The organism is Herbaspirillum sp. (genome assembly GCF_017744395.1).
Classification (GTDB): Bacteria; Pseudomonadota; Gammaproteobacteria; order Burkholderiales; family Burkholderiaceae_D; genus Herbaspirillum.
Window position 1 is genome coordinate 135358 of sequence record NZ_JAGIBI010000003.1, and the last position, 21854, is coordinate 157211.

Annotated in this window: 19 protein-coding genes; 11 read left to right on the forward strand and 8 right to left on the reverse strand. The window is 63.7% G+C overall.

The genetic code is table 11. The features are described 5' to 3' along the window. Positions 1-209: 209 nt before the first annotated feature. Positions 210-1937 carry a proline--tRNA ligase gene (locus J7548_RS09430; protein WP_290973692.1) on the forward strand — a complete coding sequence of 576 codons (1728 nt, stop codon included), beginning with the start codon at positions 210-212 and terminating at the stop codon, positions 1935-1937. 110 nt (positions 1938-2047) lie between these two features. Here the strand turns inward: J7548_RS09430 and J7548_RS09435 are convergent, their stop codons facing one another. The 3 genes from J7548_RS09435 to ffh form a co-directional block, all read right to left on the reverse strand. Then, complete coding sequence (locus J7548_RS09435) at positions 2048-2470, reverse strand: hypothetical protein (protein WP_290973693.1); 423 nt, start codon at positions 2468-2470, stop codon at positions 2048-2050. 213 nt (positions 2471-2683) lie between these two features. After that, positions 2684-3157: an SWIB/MDM2 domain-containing protein gene (locus J7548_RS09440; protein ID WP_290973696.1), complete on the reverse strand. Its 474-nt coding sequence runs from the start codon at positions 3155-3157 to the stop codon at positions 2684-2686. Positions 3158-3604: 447 nt separating this feature from the next. Continuing rightward, entirely contained in the window at positions 3605-4972 is a 1368-nt protein-coding gene (ffh, locus tag J7548_RS09445; protein WP_290973699.1) for a signal recognition particle protein, read from the reverse strand. Between the two features lie 309 nt (positions 4973-5281). On the opposite strand from ffh, the gene J7548_RS09450 reads away from it, so the two are divergent. The 10 genes from J7548_RS09450 to J7548_RS09495 all read left to right on the forward strand — a co-directional run bounded on the left by J7548_RS09450 (position 5282) and on the right by J7548_RS09495 (position 16532). Next, the gene (locus J7548_RS09450; RefSeq protein ID WP_290973703.1) at positions 5282-6241 is read left to right on the forward strand and encodes an ABC transporter substrate-binding protein; all 960 of its coding nucleotides are present in this window, start codon (positions 5282-5284) and stop codon (positions 6239-6241) included. Positions 6242-6258: 17 nt separating this feature from the next. Then, positions 6259-7080 (forward strand): ABC transporter permease, encoded by an 822-nt coding sequence (locus J7548_RS09455; RefSeq protein WP_290973705.1) that lies wholly within the window; start codon positions 6259-6261, stop codon positions 7078-7080. A gap of 1 nt (position 7081) precedes the next feature. Next, on the forward strand, positions 7082-7891 hold the full coding sequence (locus J7548_RS09460) for an ABC transporter ATP-binding protein (RefSeq protein ID WP_290973708.1): 810 nt from the start codon (positions 7082-7084) through the stop codon (positions 7889-7891). A gap of 191 nt (positions 7892-8082) precedes the next feature. Further along, positions 8083-8895 carry a cytochrome c biogenesis protein CcsA gene (ccsA, locus tag J7548_RS09465; protein ID WP_290973711.1) on the forward strand — a complete coding sequence of 271 codons (813 nt, stop codon included), beginning with the start codon at positions 8083-8085 and terminating at the stop codon, positions 8893-8895. Next, entirely contained in the window at positions 8892-9164 is a 273-nt protein-coding gene (locus tag J7548_RS09470; RefSeq protein WP_290973714.1) for a PP0621 family protein, read from the forward strand. The genes ccsA and J7548_RS09470 overlap by 4 nt, the downstream gene beginning before the upstream one ends. Positions 9165-9167: 3 nt before the next feature. Then, positions 9168-9815, forward strand: coding sequence for a 1,6-anhydro-N-acetylmuramyl-L-alanine amidase AmpD (ampD, locus tag J7548_RS09475; RefSeq protein ID WP_290973717.1), 648 nt, complete (start codon positions 9168-9170; stop codon positions 9813-9815). A 362-nt stretch (positions 9816-10177) separates the two neighbouring features. Beyond that, entirely contained in the window at positions 10178-13174 is a 2997-nt protein-coding gene (locus J7548_RS09480) for a ribonucleoside-diphosphate reductase subunit alpha (protein ID WP_290973719.1), read from the forward strand. 208 nt (positions 13175-13382) lie between these two features. Further along, positions 13383-14549, forward strand: a complete 1167-nt coding sequence (locus J7548_RS09485; protein WP_290973721.1) for a ribonucleotide-diphosphate reductase subunit beta — start codon at positions 13383-13385, stop codon at positions 14547-14549. 503 nt (positions 14550-15052) lie between these two features. Further along, positions 15053-15727: a histone H1-like DNA-binding protein gene (locus tag J7548_RS09490; RefSeq protein ID WP_290973724.1), complete on the forward strand. Its 675-nt coding sequence runs from the start codon at positions 15053-15055 to the stop codon at positions 15725-15727. Positions 15728-15992: 265 nt separating this feature from the next. Next, entirely contained in the window at positions 15993-16532 is a 540-nt protein-coding gene (locus tag J7548_RS09495; RefSeq protein ID WP_290973726.1) for a YggT family protein, read from the forward strand. A 78-nt stretch (positions 16533-16610) separates the two neighbouring features. Here the strand turns inward: J7548_RS09495 and J7548_RS09500 are convergent, their stop codons facing one another. The 5 genes from J7548_RS09500 to accC form a co-directional block, all read right to left on the reverse strand. After that, the gene (locus tag J7548_RS09500) at positions 16611-17168 is read right to left on the reverse strand and encodes a peroxiredoxin (protein WP_290973728.1); all 558 of its coding nucleotides are present in this window, start codon (positions 17166-17168) and stop codon (positions 16611-16613) included. A gap of 43 nt (positions 17169-17211) precedes the next feature. After that, positions 17212-18147, reverse strand: a complete 936-nt coding sequence (locus tag J7548_RS09505; RefSeq protein ID WP_290973731.1) for a carbohydrate kinase family protein — start codon at positions 18145-18147, stop codon at positions 17212-17214. 102 nt (positions 18148-18249) lie between these two features. Then, complete coding sequence (locus J7548_RS09510) at positions 18250-19422, reverse strand: DUF3426 domain-containing protein (RefSeq protein WP_290973734.1); 1173 nt, start codon at positions 19420-19422, stop codon at positions 18250-18252. A 4-nt stretch (positions 19423-19426) separates the two neighbouring features. Further along, the gene (prmA, locus tag J7548_RS09515; RefSeq protein ID WP_290973736.1) at positions 19427-20341 is read right to left on the reverse strand and encodes a 50S ribosomal protein L11 methyltransferase; all 915 of its coding nucleotides are present in this window, start codon (positions 20339-20341) and stop codon (positions 19427-19429) included. Between the two features lie 14 nt (positions 20342-20355). Further along, positions 20356-21732 carry an acetyl-CoA carboxylase biotin carboxylase subunit gene (accC, locus tag J7548_RS09520; protein WP_290973738.1) on the reverse strand — a complete coding sequence of 459 codons (1377 nt, stop codon included), beginning with the start codon at positions 21730-21732 and terminating at the stop codon, positions 20356-20358. Between the last annotated feature and the right edge of the window lie 122 nt (positions 21733-21854).

Here is a 21854-nt window from a genome sequence, read left to right on the forward strand (position 1 = left end):
TGCGGCTGGACGACCCTCTCAGGCGGACTCGTGCGACGGGGCACGCGGCCGTGAATGCCGACGCGGCAAGCGCATCAGGAGCAATTTCCCCGGCGTGCGGATGTCATCGTAACAAGGACCAATTCTGCAAAGAGTGGGTGCATCAGCCAGCTAATCCTTTAAAATTACATCGATTATAACCCTCCTCTTTTTAAAAAGAACCGACCGTCATGCGCGCCTCACGTTTTTTTATTTCCACCCTGAAAGAAGCTCCTTCCGACGCTGAAATCGTCAGCCACAAGCTGATGATGCGGGCCGGGATGATCAAACGCCTCGGCGCCGGCATCTACACTTACATGCCGATGGGGCTGCGCGTGATCCGCAAGGTCGAGGCCATCGTGCGCGAGGAAATGAACCGCGCCGGCGCCATCGAACTGCTGATGCCGGTGGTGCAGCCGGCCGAGCTGTGGCAGGAAACCGGGCGCTGGAACAAGATGGGCGCCGAGCTGATGCGCGTGAAGGACCGCCACGGCCGCGACTTCGCCATCCAGCCGACCTCGGAAGAAGTGGTGACCGACGTCGCCCGCACCGAGCTGCGCAGCTACAAGCAGCTGCCGGTCAACTTCTACCATATCCAGACCAAGTTCCGCGACGAGCGCCGCCCGCGCTTCGGCCTGATGCGCGGCCGCGAATTCACGATGAAGGACGCCTACTCCTTCGACCGCGACGTGGACGGCCTGAAGAAGTCCTACCAGGCCATGTACGACGCCTACGTGCGCATCTTCACCCGCTTCGGCCTGGAGTTCCGCGCGGTGGCGGCCGACAACGGCGCCATCGGCGGCTCCGGCTCGCATGAGTTCCACGTCATCGCCGCCACCGGCGAAGATGCGCTGGTGTACTGCCCGACTTCCGACTACGCCGCCAACATGGAAGCGGCCGAGGCATTGGCCATCGACAGCGCGCGTCCGGCCGCCAAGGAAGAACTGAAGAAGACCCCGACCCCGGGCAAGTCCAAGTGCGAAGCCGTGGCCGAGCTGCTGGGCCTGCCGCTGGCGCGCACCGTTAAGTCCATTGTGCTGGCGGTGGATCACGAAGACCCGGCCAAGAAGGAAATCTGGCTGCTGCTGCTGCGCGGCGACCATGAATTGAACGAGGTCAAGGCCAGCAAGATCCCCGGTCTGGGCACTTACCGCTTCGCCAACGAAGGCGAGATCGTCGAATGGTTCGGCACCACGCCGGGCTACCTGGGCCCGATCGGCACCAAGAAGCCGGTCAAGGTGGTGGCCGACCGCACCGTGGCCAACATGGCCGATTTCGTCTGCGGCGCCAACGACGCCGATTTCCACTACACCGGCGCCAACTGGGGCCGCGACCTGCCCGAGCCGCAGGTGGCCGATATCCGCAACGTGGTCGAAGGCGACGCCTCGCCGGATGGCTGTGGCGTGCTGGCGATCCAGCGCGGCATCGAAGTGGGCCACGTGTTCCAGCTCGGCACCACCTATTCGGAATCGATGAAGGCGACCTACCTGGACGAAGCCGGCAAGCCGCAGCCGCTGGTGATGGGCTGCTACGGCATCGGCGTGACCCGCATCCTGGGCGCGGCCATCGAGCAGAACTTCGACGAGCGCGGCATCATCTGGCCGGCTTCCATCGCGCCGTTCCAGGTGGTGCTGTGCCCGATGGGCTACGACCGCAGCGAAGCGGTCAAGACCGAGATCGACAAGCTGTACGAGCAACTTACCGCCGCCGGCGTGGACGTGGTGCTGGACGACCGCGGCGAGCGCCCGGGCGCGATGTTTGCGGACTGGGAACTGATCGGCGTGCCGCACCGCATCGTGGTGGGCGACCGCGGCCTGAAGGACGGCAACGTCGAATACCAGGGCCGCCGCGATACCGAAGCGACCCAGGTGCCGCTGGCCGATGCGCTGGCCTTCATCAAGGGCAAGCTGGCGGCCTGATCCATACGGATGCACCAATGAGGAAAGGCGGATGCCATCGGCATCCGCCTTTCTTTTTCGCCTGCCGTACGCCGTTAGCGTTAGCCGCTTGCGCGCTGCTTATGCGCAGCTCATTGGTTGGCGTCCGGCTTGCCCGGGATGATGGTGACGGTCTCGCGGTAGATGCCGCCCTCGCGCACACTGCCATCGGCGATGCCGCCGCCGTTCATGCGCTTTTCACAATCGACGCGGTTGATCTGGGGCAAGCCTTCGCAGCGCTTCATGGCGTTCTCTTTCAGTTGCGCCGCGCTGGGGGCGGACAGCTCGCCACGCGCGGCGGCCGCTTTGGCGGCGCCGGCTTCGCGCAGGCAGGTTGCCTTGTCCTCGGTGGATGTGCCGTTGCTGCAAGCCGTCTTTTCGGCCTGGTACTGCGTATCTGCTTGCGCGCGGCCTTTGTTGGCGGCCAGGCTGCCGCCGGCCAGCAAGAGGCCGCAGGCCGCGAAGCCGATGCAGGCGAGGTTGCGTACGCTTGAAACGGATTGTGTGAATGTCATGTTATCGCCCCTTGAAGTAGTGAGTGATATTTTCTAGACAGAGGCGCCGCTGGCAAAGTTCAGCGCGGACGGGGAATTGTCCGACGGCCATTTCCTACGCGCGGGCCGGTCATATTGTCGCGGAACGCTTTGGCGACGCAAACAAAAACGCCCGCGTGGAAGCGGGCGTTTTTGTTTGCAAGTGCCTTGCAAACAGTGCGGCCGGGCCGGGAATCAGCTCAGGTGCGCCGAAATCAGCTTGGTCATCTCGAACATGGTGACCTGCTTCTTGCCGCCGAAGATGGCCTTGAGCTTGTCATCGGCATCGATGTTGCGCTTGTTCTCGGCGTTCTGCAGCTTGTGCTTCTTGATGTATTCCCACACCTTCTTGGTGACTTCGGTGCGCGGCAGCGGCTTTGAGCCGACCACTTCGCCCAGTGCTGCCGAGGGTGTCAGGGGCTTCATGAAAGCGGCGTTGGGAGTGCGCTTTGCCGCGGGTTTCTTTGCCGTCGGCTTGGTGGCCGGTTTTGCTGCTGCCTTCTTGGGTGCTGCTTTCGGAGCTGCCTTTGCTGCGGGCTTCTTTGCCGCCGGCTTGGCGGCTGCCTTGGGCGCTGCGGCCTTGGCTGCAGGCTTCTTGGCGGCTGGTTTGGCTGCGGGTTTTGCTGCTGGCTTCTTTGCTGCGGCTGCTGGTTTTTTTGCTGTGGCCATCTGAAAGACTCCTCGACAAGGAATGAGTTGGATGCGTCAATCACGCATCGCTAATAGTGGTGCGGTTTGCACGGCCACGCAAGTATTTTTTACGGGTTTTCCCCGTAAAACGGCGAGGAAACAACGGGCCTGTGGGGTTGGCCGTCAAGCCGCGCCGGTAAAGGGATCGCGGCGGATCGCCGGGCACCGCGAAAGGCGTTTCTTTGCGCGATGAGCAAGCATCATGAAGTGAGGTAAAACGGCCGGTTTCTTTGCCGTTTTCCGATGGCGCAAAGGTGTTTCCCGACTGTTGGAGGCCGGAGCGGCAAGAAGGAGTGAGGGAAAAAGGAGAGGGAAGCGCCCCGGCGGCGCTGAAAGCCGCCGGGAGAAATGGGCGAAACGGGAGAAACGGGAGAAACGGGAGAAACGGGAGAAACGGGAGAAACGGGAGAAACGGAAGCGATGGAATCAGCGCATGCCGGGCAGCATGCCCTTCATGTTGCGCATCATCTTCATCATGCCGCCGCCCTTGAGCTTCTTCATCATCGATTGCATCTGCTCGAACTGCGACAGCATGCGGTTAACTTCCTGCACCTGGACGCCGGCGCCGGCGGCGATGCGGCGCTTGCGCGCGGCCTTGATCAGTTCCGGCTTGGCGCGCTCGGCCGGCGTCATCGAGTTGATGATGCCTTCCATGCGGCGCACGTTCTTTTCCGCCTGGTCCATGTTGGCGTTGCCGGCGGCCTGTTGCATCTGGGCCGGCAGCTTGTCGAGCAGGCCGGACAGGCCGCCCATCTTCTTCATCTGCGAGAGTTGCGCCTTGAAGTCGTTCAGGTCGAACTTGCCGCCGCCCTTGATCTTGTTGGCCAGGCCTTCCGCGGCCGCCATGTCCACGCCCTTGCGCGCTTCCTCGACCAGCGCCAGGATGTCGCCCATGCCGAGGATGCGGTTGGCCATGCGCGCGGGATCGAAGGCTTCCAGGCCGTCCAGCTTCTCGGCCACGCCGGCGAACTTGATCGGCTTGCCGGTGATGTGGCGCACCGACAGCGCGGCGCCGCCGCGCGAATCGCCGTCCAGCTTGGTCAGCACGATGCCGGTCAGCGGCAGCGCGTCGCTGAAGGCCTTGGCGGTGTTGATGGCGTCCTGGCCCAGCATGGCGTCGACCACGAACAGGGTTTCGATCGGCTTGACGGCGGCATGCACGGCGCGGATCTCATCCATCATGACCTGGTCGATGCCCAGGCGGCCGGCGGTGTCGATGATCAGCACTTCATGGTGGTGCTTCTTGGCGTAGTCCAGCGCGGACAGGGCGATGTCGACCGGCTTGTCGCTGGTCTGGGTCGGGAAGAAGTCGGCGCCGGCCTGGCCGGTCACGGTTTCCAGCTGGCCGATCGCGGCCGGGCGGTAGACGTCGGCGGAGACGGTCAGGACCTTTTTCTTCTTGGTCTCGCGCAGGTACTTGGCCAGCTTGCCGACGGTGGTGGTTTTACCGGCGCCCTGCAGGCCGGCCATCAGGATGATCGCCGGCGGCTGGGTGGCGAAGCTGAGCTGCGAGGCTTCCGGCCCGAGGTCGGCGCCCATCAGGCTGGCCAGTTCGCGCTGCACCACGCCGACCAGGGCCTGGCCGGGGGTGAGCGAGCCGATCACTTCCTCGCCCAGCGCCTTTTCCTTCACCTTGGCGATGAATTCGCGCACGGCGGGCAGGGCGACGTCGGCCTCCAGCAGGGCCAGGCGCACTTCGCGCAGCATCTCGGCGGTGTTCGATTCGGTCAGGCGCGCCTCGCCGCGCATGGTTTTGACGACTTTGGCGAGGCGTTGGGTCAGGTTGTCTAGCATGGTGATATCTGCAAATGAGTGGGCTGTCGCCGCCGCAAACGGGATGCGGGCGGCATGGCAGCGGGCAATCCTGCATTTTAACCGATCGGCCGCCCCGCACCTGCGCCGCAGGTATTGTCCACATCGTGGTTGTAAGGGAAATTCACAGCTTGTCCTGCAGGCGGACTTTGTGTATACATTTGGCCTGAATTTCCGGGCGCAATAAAAACAAAGAAAACAAAAGCCGAGGAGTAGCAGCGGCAACCCATCGAAACCGCCTGAGCGCGCCGGCCGACGGAACAATAAACACACATAACGAGGAGAGTGGAAATGCAAAGGAAACTGATTGCAATGGCCCTGCTGGCGAGCGCCGGTTTTGCGGCTTCCAGCCAGGCGGCCGACGATGTGATCCGCCTGGGCAACCTGAAGTTCGCCCACTATGGCGCGGTGTCCTATATCAAGGAAATCGCCCCCAAGTGCGGCATCAAGGTCGATGAAAAAGTCTTTCCCAAGGGCCCCGACGTGATGCAGGGCATCCTGGCGGGCGAACTGGATGTGGGCACCACCGCGTCCGAAGCCGCCATCTCGGGCCGCGCCAACGGCGCCCCGATCTATGTGGTGGCCGGTTTCGCCAAGGGCGGCGCGCGCCTGGTGGCGGGCAAGGATTCCGGCATCAAGTCGGTCAAGGACCTGAAGGGCAAGAAGGTCGGCGTGACCCGCGGCGGTATCCATGAAGTGCTGCTGGACGCCGAACTGGGCCAGAACGGCCTGACCGCCAAGGACGTGACCATCGTCTACCTGGCCTTTGCCGACCTCAACCAGGCGCTGCTGGGCAAGAACATCGACGCCATGATGCAGAGCGAACCGCAGTCCTCGCAGGCGATCAACAAGGGCTTCGGCGTGGAAGTGATGAAGCCCTACGACACCCCGATCGGCGAACCGTACCGCACCATGGTGATGACCGAGAAGTTCTACAAGGAGAAGCGCCCGCTGGCCGAGAAGTTCATGCGCTGCTTCCTGGAAGCCACCAAGACCTTCATCGACAAGCCGGAAGTGGCCGAGAAGTATGTGCGTGAAGTGATCTTCAAGAACCAGATCACCAAGGAAGACTTCTACGACGCCATCGGCAACTCGCCCTACGCCTACGACATCACGGCCGAGCATATCCAGGTCACCACCGACACCATGGCCAAGTACGGCACCGGCAAGATGGCCAAGCCGCCGCTGGCCAAGGATTGGGTGAAGACCGACCTGCTGGAGCAGGCCAAGAAGAGCATGAACCTCAAGTAACCAGGCAAGGAAGTCCGATGGCAAAACAGAAGAACGGGAGCGTCCTGCAAGGGCTGCTGGTGCCGCTGCTGGTGGTGGCGTTCTGGGAGGGCGCGTCCCGCGCGGGCTGGATCAATCCGCAGATCCTGCCGTCGCCCTGGGCGGTGCTGCACAAGTGGTACGAATATGCGACGCCGGCCAAGGCGTACGACTCTGCCGACGGCAGCTGGCTGGCCTGGGCCTTTTCCGGCGAACTGGTGATGGATGCCATCGGCAGCCTGTACCGTGTGGTGGCCGGTTTCCTGATCGGCGCCGGCCTGGCGCTGCCGCTGGGCCTCCTGATGGGTTCCAGCCAGCGCGTCTACGGCCTGATGAACCTGACCGTGCAGGTGGTCCGCCCGATCCCGCCGATCGCCTACATCCCGTTGGCGATCCTGTGGTTCGGGCTGGGCAACCCGCCGGCGCTGTTCCTGATCTCGCTGGGGGCGTTCTTCCCGGTGCTGATGAATACCATCGCCGGCGTGCGCCAGGTTGACAGCATCTACCTGCGCGCGGCGCGCAACCTCGGCGCCAGCCAGACCACCCTGTTCCTGCGGGTGATGCTGCCGGCGGCGGTGCCTTACATCCTGTCGGGCGTGCGCATCGGCATCGGCACCGCCTTCATCGTGGTGATCGTGGCCGAGATGATTGCGGTCAGCAACGGCCTGGGTTTCCGCATCATGGAGGCGCGCGAGTATTTCTGGTCGGACAAGATCATCGCCGGCATGATCACCATCGGCCTGTTGGGCCTGGCGATCGACCTCGGCATGAGCCGCCTGAACAACTATATGCTGCGCTGGCACCGCGGGCTGGAGAACTGAGATGAGCACGAATACTTCTTCGCCCCAGATCCATATCTTGGGCGTCAACAAGGTCTTCAAGACCGACGACCGCGAGGTCGTGGCCCTGAAGGACATCAACCTCGACATCCCCGACGGCCAGTTCGTCTGCCTGCTGGGGCCTTCGGGCTGCGGCAAGTCGACGCTGTTGAACGCCATCGCCGGCTTCGCGCTGCCGTCTTCGGGCAGCATCACCACCGGCGGCAAGCTGGTGGAGGAGCCTGGCCCGGACCGCGGCATGGTGTTCCAGGAATACGCGTTGTTCCCGTGGATGACGGTGGAGCAGAACGTCGCCTTCGGCCTGGAGATCAAGGGCACGCCCAAGGCCGAGATCGCCGCGCGCGTGACCCAGCTGCTGGACAAGCTGGGCCTGATCGACTTCCGCAGCCGCTTCCCCAAGGACCTGTCCGGCGGCATGCGCCAGCGGGTGGCGATCGCCCGCGTGCTGGCGCTGGACTCGCCCATCATGCTGATGGACGAGCCTTTCGGCGCGCTCGATGCCCTGACCCGCCGCAACCTGCAGGACGAGCTGCTGCGCATCTGGGATGAATTCAGGAAGACCATCGTCTTCGTCACCCACAGCATCGAGGAGGCGATCTACCTGGCCGACCGCATCGTGGTGATGACCTACCGTCCCGGCACCATCAAGCGCGACATGCTGGTCACGCTGCCGCGCCTGCGCGACCCGGCCGATCCCGAGTTCAACGCCCTGAAGCGCGAACTCGGCCAGTTGGTGATGGAAGAGCAGCAGCGCCACCACAATGCGGAGATGAAGGCGGCGGCGGTCGACTGATCCGTTGGCAGCGGCATCCGGACACGGCAGGTTTTCCTGCCGTGTTTCGTTTGGGCGTGTAAAATGCGCGCCCCGCCCGCCATCAGGGGCGGATCTGGGGTTCCGGGCATTCGCCTCTATATATAGAGGGGATGCTTTTCGCGCCCGGCCGCGGCACAAGGGCGCGGCCTGACATGGTGTAAACTTAGCCGATGCAAACATACTTTTTCATCCTGGCCGCACTGCTTTACCTGGCATGCGCCATCCTTCCGTCGGAGCGGCGCCTGCCGATTTCGCTGGGGATCGTGCTCGGCTGGGTCCTGCATGGCGGCGCCTTGCTGTCGGACATGTTCGCCGCCGAGGCGATGCGGGTCGGATTTGCCGTCATGCTGTCGGCCACGATGTGGATTTCGGTGGCCGCCTACTGGCTGGAAAACCGCAACTTCTCGCTCGACAGCATGCGCGTGCTGGTGCTGCCGGTGGCGGCAGTGTCGGTGGTGTTGCCGAGCATTTTCCCGGGCAACATGATCCTGCTGGCCGGCAAGTCGGACTGGTTCCTGGCGCATATCGCCGTTTCCATCCTGGCCTACAGCACGCTGACCATCGCCGCCTTCCATGCGGTGCTGATGGTGCTGCAGGAGTCGCGCCTGCACACGCGGCCCGGCCCGGCCGTCAAGAACGGCTGGTTCGCGATGGCGCTGGACCGCTTGCCGGCGCTGCTGACGATGGAAAAACTGCTGTTTCGCCTGATCGGTTTCGGTTTTGTGCTGCTGACGCTGACCGTGCTGTCGGGCGTGGTGTTTTCCGAGCAGTTGTTCGGGGAACCGTTCCGCTGGGACCACAAGACGGTCTTCACCATGCTGTCGTGGCTGCTGTTCGGCCTGCTGCTGGCCGGCCGCCGCTGGCAGGGCTGGCGCGGGCGCACCGCGCTGTCCTTTACGCTGGCCGGTTTCGCCATCCTTTTATTGGCTTATGTAGGCAGCCGATTCGTGCTCGAAGTCGTGCTGCATCGGGTACTGACATGAAATATCTGATCTGGCTGGTGGTCTTGCTGGCCGTGGTGGTGTGGTTCCAGCGCGCCAAGAAGTCGATGCTGGCCGGCGGCGAGGCCGCGCGCGAGTCCGATGCCGAGCGTCCCAAGGCGCGGCAGTTCCGCCGCAGCGCCGACGGCAGCGCCGAAACGATGGTGCAGTGCGCGCACTGCGGCATCCATTTCCCCATTTCCGAAGCGGTCACGCATGCCTCCGGCGCGCATTACTGCTCCGAAGAACACCGCCGCCTGGCCTCGTTCTGAGCCATGCCGACTTCTCCTTCCGACGCCGGCGCATGGTTCATCGACGGCGATGGCTGGTGCAATATGGCCCGCCGCGAAGTTTCCCCGAACTGCGATGAGCGGCCCGACGGCTGCGTCACCGACCTGCTGGTGGTCCACAACATCAGCTTGCCGCCGGGCGTGTTCGGCGGACCCTACATCGCCGACCTGTTCTGCAACCGGCTCGACTACGAGGCCGATCCCTATTTCGACCAGTTGCGGCCGCTGCGGGTGTCGGCGCATTTCCTGATCCGGCGCGACGGCGAGGTGGTCCAGTTCGTGTCCGCCAACCGCCGGGCCTGGCATGCCGGGGTATCGGTGTTCGACGGGCGCGAGCGCTGCAACGACTTCTCGATCGGCATCGAGGTCGAGGGTACCGACCACGAGCCGTTTGCCGAGGCCCAGTATCCGGCGCTGGCCAGACTCACTGCTGCGCTGCGAGAGCGTTACGCGCTCACCGACGTGGCCGGGCACGAGCATATCGCCCCGGTGCGCAAGACCGATCCGGGTCCATTTTTCGATTGGGGCCGCTACCGGAACGAGCTGGCGAAAATCATTGACGGCGCGCAACTGCGCTTCCCTGCTGGCCTTGTCAAAAGTCAAGCCGCCGGGACAGAAAAATTCGAGAAATAGCGGTTGCAACATCGGAATGCCGCCACTAGAATTAGTCTCAATCGTTCTTTTGGTACTAGATGTAGTGTTTCGGTAATCCCCAGTTGTATCCGGATTTGTCATCCAGAATGGCAGTGCTTCAGAAGGTGAAAGGTTCGTGAGGCAGTAATCAAGTCCTACAACGTCTCGCGGCTCCTTCCTTCCAACATCGGTCTACACATTAGTTTCAAGCAGGTTTTGCGTCAGCATGAATATCCGCGCAAAGGGATATTTATTGTGGGGCGCTTCTGTCGTTCGCGAACCCCAGGGCAGGTAGGGGTTCTAATTTAGCAACTCGGGGCAATCTCCACGTGGTTGTCTGTCTTATGTATTCAGGAGGCTAAGTGCGCTCAACTCAAGAAATTTCCGTCAATTCCCCTGCCGTGTTCGGCGTCACCGCCGCCGACCTGGAGGTGTCTTCCGACGCCTCCAAGGCACCCGCCGTGAAAGCCGGCGCCGGCCTGGGCGAGTACCGCATCATCCGCCGCAACGGCGCGGTGGTCGGTTTCGAGCCGTCCAAGATCTCCATCGCCGTCACCAAGGCCTTCCTGGCCGTCAACGGCGGCCAGGGCGCGGCCTCGGCGCGCGTGCGCGAGATGGTCGAGCAGCTGACCACCAACGTGGTCTCGGCGCTGGTGCGCCGCCAGCCCACCGGCGGGACTTTCCATATCGAAGACATCCAGGACCAGGTCGAGCTGGCCCTGATGCGTTCGGGCGAGCATGATGTCGCGCGCGCCTACGTGCTGTACCGCGCCAAGCGCATGGAAGAGCGCGCCCAGCAGGGCGCTGCCCGTGCCGATGTGGCCGCGCCGCAACTGCACGTGGTGGAAGACGGCCAGAGCCGTCCGCTGGACATCGCCGAAGTGCGCACGCTGATCAACGCCGCCTGCGAAGGCCTGGAAAAGCATGTCGACGCCCAGGCCATCCTGGCCGAGACGATGAAGAACCTGTACGACGGCGTGCCCGTCGAAGAGCTGTACAAGTCCGCCATCCTGGCTGCCCGCGCGCTGATGGAAAAGGATCCGGCCTACAGCCAGGTGACGTCGCGCCTGCTGATGCACACCATCCGCAAGGAAGTGTTCGGCAAGGAAGTGGCGCAGGCCGACGCTCCGGCCGAGTACCTGGAATACTTCGCCAAGTACATCAAGAAGGGCATCGCCGCCGAGCTGCTGGACACCAAGCTGGCCCAGTTCGACCTGGAAAAGCTGGCCGCCGCCTTGAAGCCCGAGCGCGACCTGCAATTCGGCTACATCGGCCTGCAGACCCTGTACGACCGCTACTTCCTGCACATCCAGGGCACCCGCATCGAAATGCCGCAGGCGTTCTACATGCGCGTGGCGATGGGCCTGGCCCTCAATGAAATCGACCGCGAAGCGCGCGCCATCGAGTTCTACGACCTGCTGTCGTCGTTCGACTTCATGAGCTCGACCCCGACCCTGTTCAACTCGGGCACCCAGCGTTCGCAGCTGTCGTCCTGCTACCTGACGACGGTCGCCGACGACCTCGACGGCATCTACGAAGCGATCAAGGAAAACGCCCTGCTGGCCAAGTTCGCCGGCGGCCTGGGCAACGACTGGACCCCGGTGCGCGCCCTGGGCGCCCACATCAAGGGCACCAACGGCAAGTCGCAAGGCGTGGTGCCGTTCCTGAAGGTGGTCAACGACACCGCCGTGGCGGTCAACCAGGGCGGCAAGCGCAAGGGCGCGGTGTGCGCCTACCTGGAAACCTGGCACATGGACATCGAGGAATTCCTCGAGCTGCGCAAGAACACCGGCGACGACCGCCGCCGCACCCACGACATGAACACCGCGAACTGGATTCCCGACCTGTTCATGAAGCGCGTGATGGAAAAGGGCGAGTGGACCCTGTTCTCGCCAAGCGACACCCCGGATCTGCACGACAAGTTCGGCAAGGCCTTCGAAGAAGCCTACACCGGCTACGAAGCCAAGGCCGCCCGCGGCGAGCTGAAGCTGTTCAAGAAGGTGCAGGCGCTGGACCTGTGGCGCAAGATGCTGTCGATGCTGTTCGAAACCGGCCATCCGTGGATCACCTTCAAGGATCCTTGCAACATCCGTTCGCCGCAGCAGCACGTGGGCGTGGTGCACAGCTCCAACCTGTGCACCGAGATCACCCTGAACACCAACGATTCCGAAATCGCGGTGTGCAACCTGGGTTCGGTCAACCTGCCGGCGCACCTGGTCAACGGCGAGCTGGACCACGCCAAGCTGCAGCGCACCATCCGCACCGCGATGCGCATGCTGGACAACGTGATCGACATCAACTACTACGCCGTCAAGAAGGCGCGTGATTCCAACCTGCGCCACCGTCCGGTGGGCATGGGCATCATGGGCTTCCAGGACTGCCTGCACATGAAGCGCATCCCGTACGCTTCGATGGACGCCGTCGAGTTCGCCGACCGTTCGATGGAAGCCGTCTGCTACTACGCCTACTGGGCCTCGACCGAGCTGGCCGAAGAGCGCGGCCGCTACACCTCCTACCGCGGTTCGCTGTGGGACCGCGGCATCCTGCCGCAGGATTCCCTGAAGCTGCTGGCCGAGGAACGCGGCGGCTACCTGGAAGCCGACACCAGCGAAACCATGGACTGGAGCGCCTTGCGTGCCCGCATCAAGGAACACGGCATGCGCAACTCGAACTGCGTGGCGATCGCCCCGACCGCGACCATTTCGAACATCATCGGCGTGTCGGCCTGCATCGAGCCGACCTACCAGAACCTGTACGTGAAGTCGAACCTGTCGGGCGAATTCACCGAAATCAACGAGTACCTGGTGCGCGACCTGAAGGCGCGCGGCCTGTGGGACGAAGTGATGGTCGCCGACCTGAAGTACTTCGACGGCAGCCTGGCCAAGATCGACCGCATCCCGCAAGACCTGCGCGACATCTACGCCACCGCCTTCGAAGTCGACCCGTCGTGGCTGGTGGAAGCCGCCTCGCGCCGCCAGAAGTGGATCGACCAGGCACAGTCGCTGAACATCTACATGGCCGGCGCCTCCGGCAAGCGCCTGGACGAGACCTACAAGCTGGCATGGCTGCGCGGCCTGAAGACCACCTACTACCTGCGCACCATCGGCGCCACCCACACCGAGAAGTCGACTTCCCGCACCGGCGCCCTGAACGCCGTGGCCGTGGACGGCGGCATGAGCGGCTCGGCAGCGTCCGCGGCATCGGCCCCGGCGGTTGCCGCCGCGCCGATCGCCTCGGCCGCCGCTGCCTCCAGCGCCTACGTGCTGCCCAACCCTGGCGCTTCGATCGAAGCCGACGGTCCGGTCTGCACCATGCGTCCGGGCGACCCGGGCTTCGAAGAGTGCGAGGCCTGCCAGTAACAGCAACCTGAAGCGCCGGCCGGGACCGCCAGCTCAAGAGGATGGGAAAGCCATCATCCTCGGCAGTAGCGGGTTTCGCGCCGGGCTTCGCAGCCGGCGCATCGCGGTGAACTTCACCGGATGCGCCGTTGTCACCTGAATAGATGCCGATGCGAATGGCCAGCCCGTTCCCGGCATCGCCGCAATACACAGTCAAAGAGGAATAACCATGCTTTCTTGGGACGACGAAGCAAGCGCGAAATCGGCACAGCCCCAACTGCAACCGGCCGTGGGCGGCCATCCGCAATTCAACCCGCAGTTCGCCGATGCGGCGCTGAACCCGGCGCTGGTCACCCGCGACGCGCCGGTGGACACCACCCGCCGCGTCAACGCCGCCGACAAGCGCATCATCAACGGCCACACCGACGTCAACCAGCTGGTGCCGTTCAAGTACAAGTGGGCCTGGGACAAGTACCTGGCCGGCTGCGCCAACCACTGGATGCCGCAGGAAATCAACATGCAGCGCGACATCGAGCTGTGGAAGAACCCCAACGGCCTGACCGAAGACGAACGCCGCCTGGTCAAGCGCAACCTCGGCTTCTTCGTGACCGCCGACTCGCTGGCCGCCAACAACATCGTGCTGGGCACCTACCGCCACATCACCGCGCCGGAATGCCGCCAGTACCTGCTGCGCCAGGCGTTCGAAGAGGCCATCCATACCCACGCCTACCAGTACATCGTGGAATCGCTGGGCCTGGACGAAGCAGAGATCTTCAACGCCTACCACGAGGTGAAGTCGATCCGCGACAAGGATGAATTCCTGATCCCCTTCATCGACACGCTGACCAACCCGGAATTCAAGACCGGCACCGTCGAGAACGACCAGAAGCTGCTGAAGTCGCTGATCGTTTTCGCCTGCATCATGGAAGGCCTGTTCTTCTACGTCGGCTTCACGCAGATCCTCGCGCTGGGCCGCCAGAACAAGATGATGGGCGCCGCCGAGCAGTACCAGTACATCCTGCGCGACGAGTCCATGCACTGCAACTTCGGCATCGACTTGATCAACACGGTGAAGATGGAGAACCCGCACTTGTGGACTCCGGAGTTCCGCGAAGAGATCAAATCGTTGTTTTTAAGCGCGGTGGAGTTGGAATATCGTTACGCAGAGGATACAATGCCGCGAGGCGTGCTCGGGTTGAACGCTACGATGTTCAAGGGCTACCTACGATTCATCGCTAATCGTCGCGCACAGCAAATCGGATTGGATCCGTTGTTCGCGCAAGAAGAAAATCCGTTCCCGTGGATGAGCGAGATGATCGACTTGAAGAAGGAGCGCAACTTCTTTGAGACCCGCGTCATCGAATACCAGACCGGGGGCGCGTTGAGTTGGGAATGATGTGCAGTCTCGTCAGTGCTCTTCCACGAGACACATTGCACAGCGGCAGTCGGGTAGCTTGCAAGATACCCGGCTGCTGAAACTGAAAGGCGATCGCCAAATTAATGAACAGTCAGAGACCGAAACGTTCTTCTCTGTTATTGCCGCTTAACCCCATCATGTCGGGTAAGGCGGCTTTTCCTTTGAAAAACCTGGTGGTTTTTCAGGAGTGCTATCCCGACGCTGGCGTTTGAACACGCCGGCGTTTTTTTTGGCTTCGCGCCTGCTCCCGTAGTCGATCATGGCCGCGCCCGGTGCGCGGGACTGCCGGAGAGGTCCAGCCAAGATAGCTGAAGCGCTGCATAGGTGAGGGGATGCAGCAGTTCAGCTGGTGCCGAATTCATTAGTGCAAGCAGAGGCATGCTTGTGCCGATGAATAATCCGCCTGCGTTCATCGCGATGTCGCAGGAGGGTTTCTTATATCAAGCTTGATTTTTTCCATCACGTGAAGAAGGAGAAACAAAATGGCAACAGCAGCAAAGAAGCCAGCAGCCAAGAAGCCTGCTGCAAAGAAACCGGCAGCCGCCAAGGCCGCCGCAGCACCGAAGAAGGCCGTCGCCGCCAAGAAGCCTGCAGCCGCTAAGGCAGCCGCCAAGCCGGCAGTGAAGAAGGCAGCAGCGCCGAAGAAGGCCGTCGCCGCCAAGAAGCCGGCAGTGAAGAAGGCAGCAGCACCGAAGAAGGCAGTTGCAGCCAAGAAGCCGGTAGCCAAGAAAGCCGTCGCCGCCAAGAAGCCGGTAGCGAAGAAGGCAGCAGCACCGAAGAAGGCAGTTGCAGCCAAGAAGCCGGTAGCCAAGAAGGCCGTCGCCGCCAAGAAGCCGGTAGCGAAGAAGGCAGCAGCACCGAAGAAGGCCGTCGCCGCCAAGAAGCCGGTAGCCAAGAAGGCAGCAGCGCCGAAGAAGGCAGTCGCCGCCAAGAAGCCCGCCGCCAAGGCAGCCGCCAAGCCGGCAGTGAAGAAGGCTGCAGCGCCGAAGAAGGCCGTCGCCGCCAAGAAGCCGGCAGCAGCCAAGGCCGCAGCGCCGAAGAAGGCCGCTCCGGCAAAAAAGCCGGCAGCAGCTAAGCCGGCTGCCGCTCCGGCCGTGAAGACTGTGCTGAACCCGGCAGCGGCTTGGCCGTTCCCGACCGGCACCAGCCGTCCGTAATCCGGGCGTCTCTGCCGCCTGATTTTTTCAGGCAAAATCCCGCTGTATGGCTTCGCGCCATACAGCGGTTTTTTTTGTCCGGATTCTTGCGCCTCCCGCCCGTTTTTGTGCCGCGAAGGTCTGGCAATGCGCGGGAATGGCACAATATGGAGGCGAAGGATGTCGCGGCCCGGGATGCTTGGCGATTGCGCCAACAGGCCCTAGTATGTGCGCTGCGATATCCGGGCCATTCCGGTCACCGGGTTTGTCACTGATGGAGAGCTCCGTGCTGCATAGTATTTTCATGTTGATCGTCGATGCCGTCGCCAGCATCCTGGCTGGCGTCATGCTGCTGCGTTTCTGGATGCAGGTGGTGCGCGTGCGCCCGCCTCAGTCGGTCGGGCAGTTCGTCTATCAGTTGTCGGACTGGCTGGTCAAGCCGCTGCGCCGCGTGATGCCGGGCGGCGCCTACGACTGGGCCAGCCTGGTCGGCGCCTTCCTGATCGTGCTGCTGTCGATCGTCGCCGCCGTCGGCATCGATTCCGGCTTCGACTTCAAGACCATCTTCCTGCTGTCGCTGGTGCGTTTCCTGCAATGGATCTTCTACGGCTTCATGGCGACGCTGATCATCGAAGCGGTCTTCAGCTGGGTCAACCCCTACGCGCCGCTGGCACCTTTCGTGCGGGCCCTCAACGAGCCGCTGCTGCGCCCGGTGCGCCGCATCATCCCGCTGGTCGGCGGCGTCGACCTCTCCCCGCTGGCGGTGCTGATCCTGCTGCAGATCGCCGTGCGGGTGGTCAGCACGCTGCTGTTGTCGCTGCTCTGAAGCCCGGTTCCGGCCGCGTAAAAAAAGCCGCTTGTTGCAAGCGGCTTTTTCATTGGTGCGGGGAGATCCTGCCCGCGTTCACTTTTTCCGTGCGGCCGACCACTGCTCCAGGGCATGCATGGTGTTCTCCACGTGCTTTTCCGGATTCATGTCGGTGTATTCATAAAGGATGGCGTGGTCCGGCGTGATCACGTAAGAGGTGCGGCTGGCGCGCTCGGCGTTCTTGCCCAGCACCGCATCGTAGGACTTCATGATCTTCTGGTCGACGTCGGCGGCCACCGCGAACTTGCTGCGGCACTCGCTGACCGAGAACTTGTTGAGCGTGTCGATGCTGTCGGCCGAAACCCCGATCACCGTCGCGCCCAGCGCCTTGTAGCGGTCGGTCGCTTCGGCGAACAGGTGGGCTTCGATGGTGCAGCCGGTGGTAAAGGCGGCCGGGTAGAAGTACAGCACCACCGGGCCTTTCTTCAGCGCCGCCGACAGCGTGAAGGTGGAGACCTGGCCGCCCAGCGACGACGGCGCGGAGAATTCCGGCGCCTTGTCGCCGGGTTTGAGTGCGGCCAGGGCCGGCTGCGCCAGCAGGGCGGCGGCCAGCAGCAACGGGGCGGCCAGTCGTGCGGATGAAGTCTTCAACATATGCATCTCCTTGAAGTAATGCGCCTCCGTTGCCGGGCAGGCGTCAGCCGAAACGGTAGCCGAACGCCTTGTGGAAGCGCTCTTCGATCTCGGCCTTGGACGGCGCGTGGTTCTGCGGGCCTTGCGAGGCGATCTTGATCGAGCCCATCAGGCTGGCCAGGCGGCCGGTGGTTTCCCAGTCGTAGCCTTCGGTCAGGCCGTGCAGCATGCCGGCGCGGAAAGCGTCGCCGCAGCCGGTCGGGTCTGCGATCTTCTCGGCCGGCACGCAGGGGATGTCGATCTTCTTGCCGCCGGTGTAGATCTCGGCGCCCAGTTCGCCGCGGGTGACGACCAGGGCCGAGACGCGTTCGGCGATCTGCGCCAGCGTCAGGCCGGTGCGCGCGGTCAGCATCTCGGCTTCGTAGTCGTTGACGGCCACATAGGTCGCCAGGTCGATGAAGTGCTTGAGGTCGTCGCCGCCGAACATCGGCATGCCCTGACCCGGATCGAAGATCAGCGGGATTTTCAGCTCAGCCGCCTGCTCCGCGTGCTGCAGCATGCCGTCGCGGCCGTCGGGGGCGACGATGGCGAATTTCACCGGGCCGGCGTCGCCCACCTTGTTCTCATGCGAGAAGGTCATGGCGCCCGGGTGGAAGGCGGTGATCTGGTTGCTGTCGGCGTCGGTGGTGATGAAGCATTGCGCGGTGAACGAGGAATCGATCGCGCGCACGCATTGGGTGGAAATGCCCAGCTCGGCGAAGCGTTCCATATAGGGGGCGCTGTCCAGGCCGACGGTGGCCATCACCACCGGGGCGCCGCCCAGCAGCTTCAGGTTGTAGCCGATGTTGCCGGCGCAGCCGCCGAACTCGCGGCGCATGGTCGGCACCAGGAAGGAGACGTTGACCTTGTGCAACTGGTCGGCCAGGAGCGCTTCGGCGAAGCGGCCCTCGTATTGCATGATGTTGTCGTAAGCGAGGGAACCGCAGATCAGTGAGCTCATGGGGAAGGGTAAAGTGGTGGTGAATCCCGCATTGTAGAAGAAAGCGGCGGGGAGTTCAGCGCCGCCCGTCGAAAAAACGGGGCCGGGCGGGCGATACCCGGATCAGGGATAGAACAGGTAGATGCGATAGCCGGAGACCAGCGCGTCGTTCAGCTCGAAGGTCAGCTTGACCTGCTGTTCGCTTTCGCCGGCGATGCCGCTGTCGATCTGCTGTTGTTTGGGCAGGTATTCGCGCGGCCGGAAGACCCGGCGCACCACCGGCTTTTCGTCGTCGTTGTTGAGCGTGAGCTCGATGTAGGGCCAGGCCTGCGGGGTGGCGCCGCGGTTGCGCAGCACCAGCGACAGGGCGTAGATGTTCTGGTTGGGCGGCACCACCTGCAGCTCGTTCGATTCCAGCGACAAGCGGTCGATCTCGGCCGGCAGGCCGACCGTGCAATGGAAGGCGGCGCACATGCCGTTGAGCATGGGCTGCAGCGGCGGTACGGCGGCGGCCAACTGGTTGCGCCAGTAATAGGCGGACTGCAGCAGCAGGACGGGCACCATCACGCCGGCCAGCACCATCATCGCCATCTGCAGGAAGTGGCCGCGCCGTTCCTTGCGCTCGGCCTTTTTGACGAAGGCCGGCGCCTCGGCGTCCTGGTCGGCCGCATCGCCGGCTTCTTCCGGTTCAGGTTCGGCATTGGCGCCGGTTTCGCCCAGGGAGTGGATATCCTCCCCGGCGGCTGCGGCGCCGGCGGCCCGTTCGTAGGCGGCGAACGGGTTTTCGTCGGCGTACCCGGCCGGGTTGTCGTCCCGAGGGACGGCATCGGGCGTTGCGTCTGCAACCGCGTCATGCGGCTCAGCCTCGTGGTCCGCATGGGACGGCGTGAGCGGCAGCGGGAAGTGCTCCTCGCCCTGCTCCGTGGCGCGCAGCGGCAGGCTCAGGTCGGGGATATAGCCGGGGTTGTCGGGCGAACGGAATACGTTGGGGCCGGCGACGGCGGGAATGGGGGCTGGGGGAGCAGGGGAAGCCGGAGCGGCCGTCGCGGGAGGCGGCGGCGGTGCTGCCGGAACCGGGATGTCGGCTTCGGGCGCGGCCGTGGCAGCAGCCTGCGCCTTGCTGCCCGGGACCGGCTGGTAGTGGCCGTCGCTGACGCTGGCTTCGACCAGGTAGTCGTTGCCGTTGAAGACTTGCTTGCAGCTACCGCAGCGGACCAGGCCGCCGCGCAGCTTGAGTTGGTCGCCGGCGACCCGGAAGATGGTGAAACAATGCGGACATTGGGTCGCCAACGCCATGCGCTTACTCCGGCATACGGCCTGCCAGCGCCACCCAGCCTTCGTGCTCGGCCCAGACCGTCAGCGCAATGTAGGGCGCATAGGCGGCGATGACTTCCTGCGCCTGCCGGTCCAGCACGCCGGAGAGCACCAGCGCGCCGCCGGGCGCGACGCGTCCGGCCAGCATCGGCGCCATCAGTTGCAGCGGGCCGGCCAGGATGTTGGCCACCACCACTTCGAAGCGCTCGCCTTCCGGATGCGTCTGGGCGAAGGCTTCCGGCAGGAAATAGGCGACTTGGCACTGGTTGCGGGCCGAGTTGTAGTGGGCCGCTTCCAGCGCCTGCGGGTCGATGTCCACGCCGATCACCTGCGGCACGCCGACCTTGGCCGCCACCAGCGCCAGGATGCCCGAACCGCAGCCGTAGTCCAGCAGGGTGCGGGTTTGCGTGGCATTGGTTTCCAGCCACTCCATGCACAAACGGGTGGTGGGATGGCTGCCGGTGCCGAAGGCCAGGCCGGGGTCCAGCTCCAGCACCAGCGCGTCGTCATCCTGCGGCGCGTCGTGCCAGCTCGGCACGACCCAGATGCGCCGGCCGATATGGATGGGCTCGAACTGCGACTGCGTCAGGCGCACCCAGTCCTGCTCTTCCACCGCGCGGGTGGCAAAGGGCAGGGCATAGCCCAGGCCGATGGCCGCGGTGGCGTCGGCGACGATGGTCGCCAGATTGGCGTCCTTGTCGGCCAGCGCCACCACGCGGCTGCGGTCCCATGCCGCTTCGTCGGGCTCCATGCCGGGCTCGCCGAACAGCGGACGTTCGGCATCGGTGCCTTCGTCCGCATCTTCCACCGACACCGACAAAGCGCCAGCCTCCATCAGGGCATCGGACAACGCCTCCGCCTGTTCACGCGCCACTTCGATGACGATTTCAACCCAGCTCATGGATTACTTCACTTTCACTTCTTGGATTTGTCGGCGTCCGACGATGCCGGGCGTTCCGACAGTTTATGTTCCAGATAATGGATATTGGTTCCGCCTTCGAAGAAGCGCGCATCCACCATCAGCTCGCGGTGCAGCGGGATATTGGTCGAGATGCCTTCGACCACCATTTCCGACAGCGCGATCTGCATGCGGCGGATGGCCTGCTCGCGGGTGGCGCCATAGGCGATCACCTTGCCCACCATCGAGTCATAGTTGGGCGGCACGAAATAGCCGGCGTAGGCGTGCGAGTCGACGCGGATGCCGGGGCCGCCCGGTACGTGCCATGCCGTGATGCGGCCCGGCGACGGGATGAACTTGAACGGGTCCTCGGCGTTGATGCGGCACTCGATGGCGTGGCCCTTCAGCTCGATGTCGCGCTGGCGGTAGCGCAGCTTTTCGCCGGCGGCAATGCGGATCTGCTCCTGCACGATGTCCACGCCGGTGATCATTTCGGTCACCGGGTGTTCCACCTGCACGCGGGTGTTCATCTCGATGAAGTAGAACTCTTCGTTTTCGTACAGGAATTCGAAGGTGCCGGCGCCGCGGTAGTTCATCTTGCGGCAGGCTTCGGCGCAGCGTTCGCCGATCTTCTCGATGATCTTGCGCGGGATGCCCGGCGCAGGCGCTTCCTCGATCACCTTCTGGTGGCGGCGCTGCATCGAGCAGTCGCGCTCGCCCAGCCAGATGGCTTGCTTGTGCTCGTCGGCCAGCACCTGGATTTCCACGTGGCGCGGATTTTCCAGGTACTTCTCCATATAGACTTCCGGATTGCCGAACGCGGCGCCGGCTTCGGTCTTGGTCATGGTCACGGCGTTGATCAGCGCGGCTTCGGTATGCACCACGCGCATGCCGCGTCCGCCGCCGCCGCCGGCCGCCTTGATGATGACCGGATAGCCGATCTTGCGGGCGATCTGGACGATTTCCTTGGGGTTGTCAGGCAGCGCGCCTTCCGAACCCGGCACGCAGGGCACGCCGGCGCGGATCATCGCCTGCTTGGCCGACACCTTGTCGCCCATCATGCGGATGTTCTCGGCGCGCGGGCCGATGAAGACGAAGCCGGACTGTTCCACGCGCTCGGCGAAGTCGGCGTTTTCCGACAGGAAGCCGTAGCCCGGGTGGATCGCCTGGGCGTCGGTCACTTCGGCGGCGCTGATGATGGCGGGCATGTTCAGGTAGGACAGCGGCGAGGGCGCCGGGCCGATACATACCGATTCGTCCGCCAGCTTCACGTACTTGGCTTCACGGTCGGCTTCGGAGTGCACGACCACGGTCTTGATGCCCAATTCGCGGCAGGCGCGCTGAATACGCAGGGCAATTTCGCCACGGTTGGCGATCAGGATTTTTTCAAACATAACTGGAATGAGGCGTCGCTAAGGTCAAGCGTTATAGGTTCCGGATGCCGGGGCCGCGGTGCGCCATCCTGGCGCCGCGCCCCGTATCGACAGTACAGCATTTCCACTTCGATTGCCGCCCG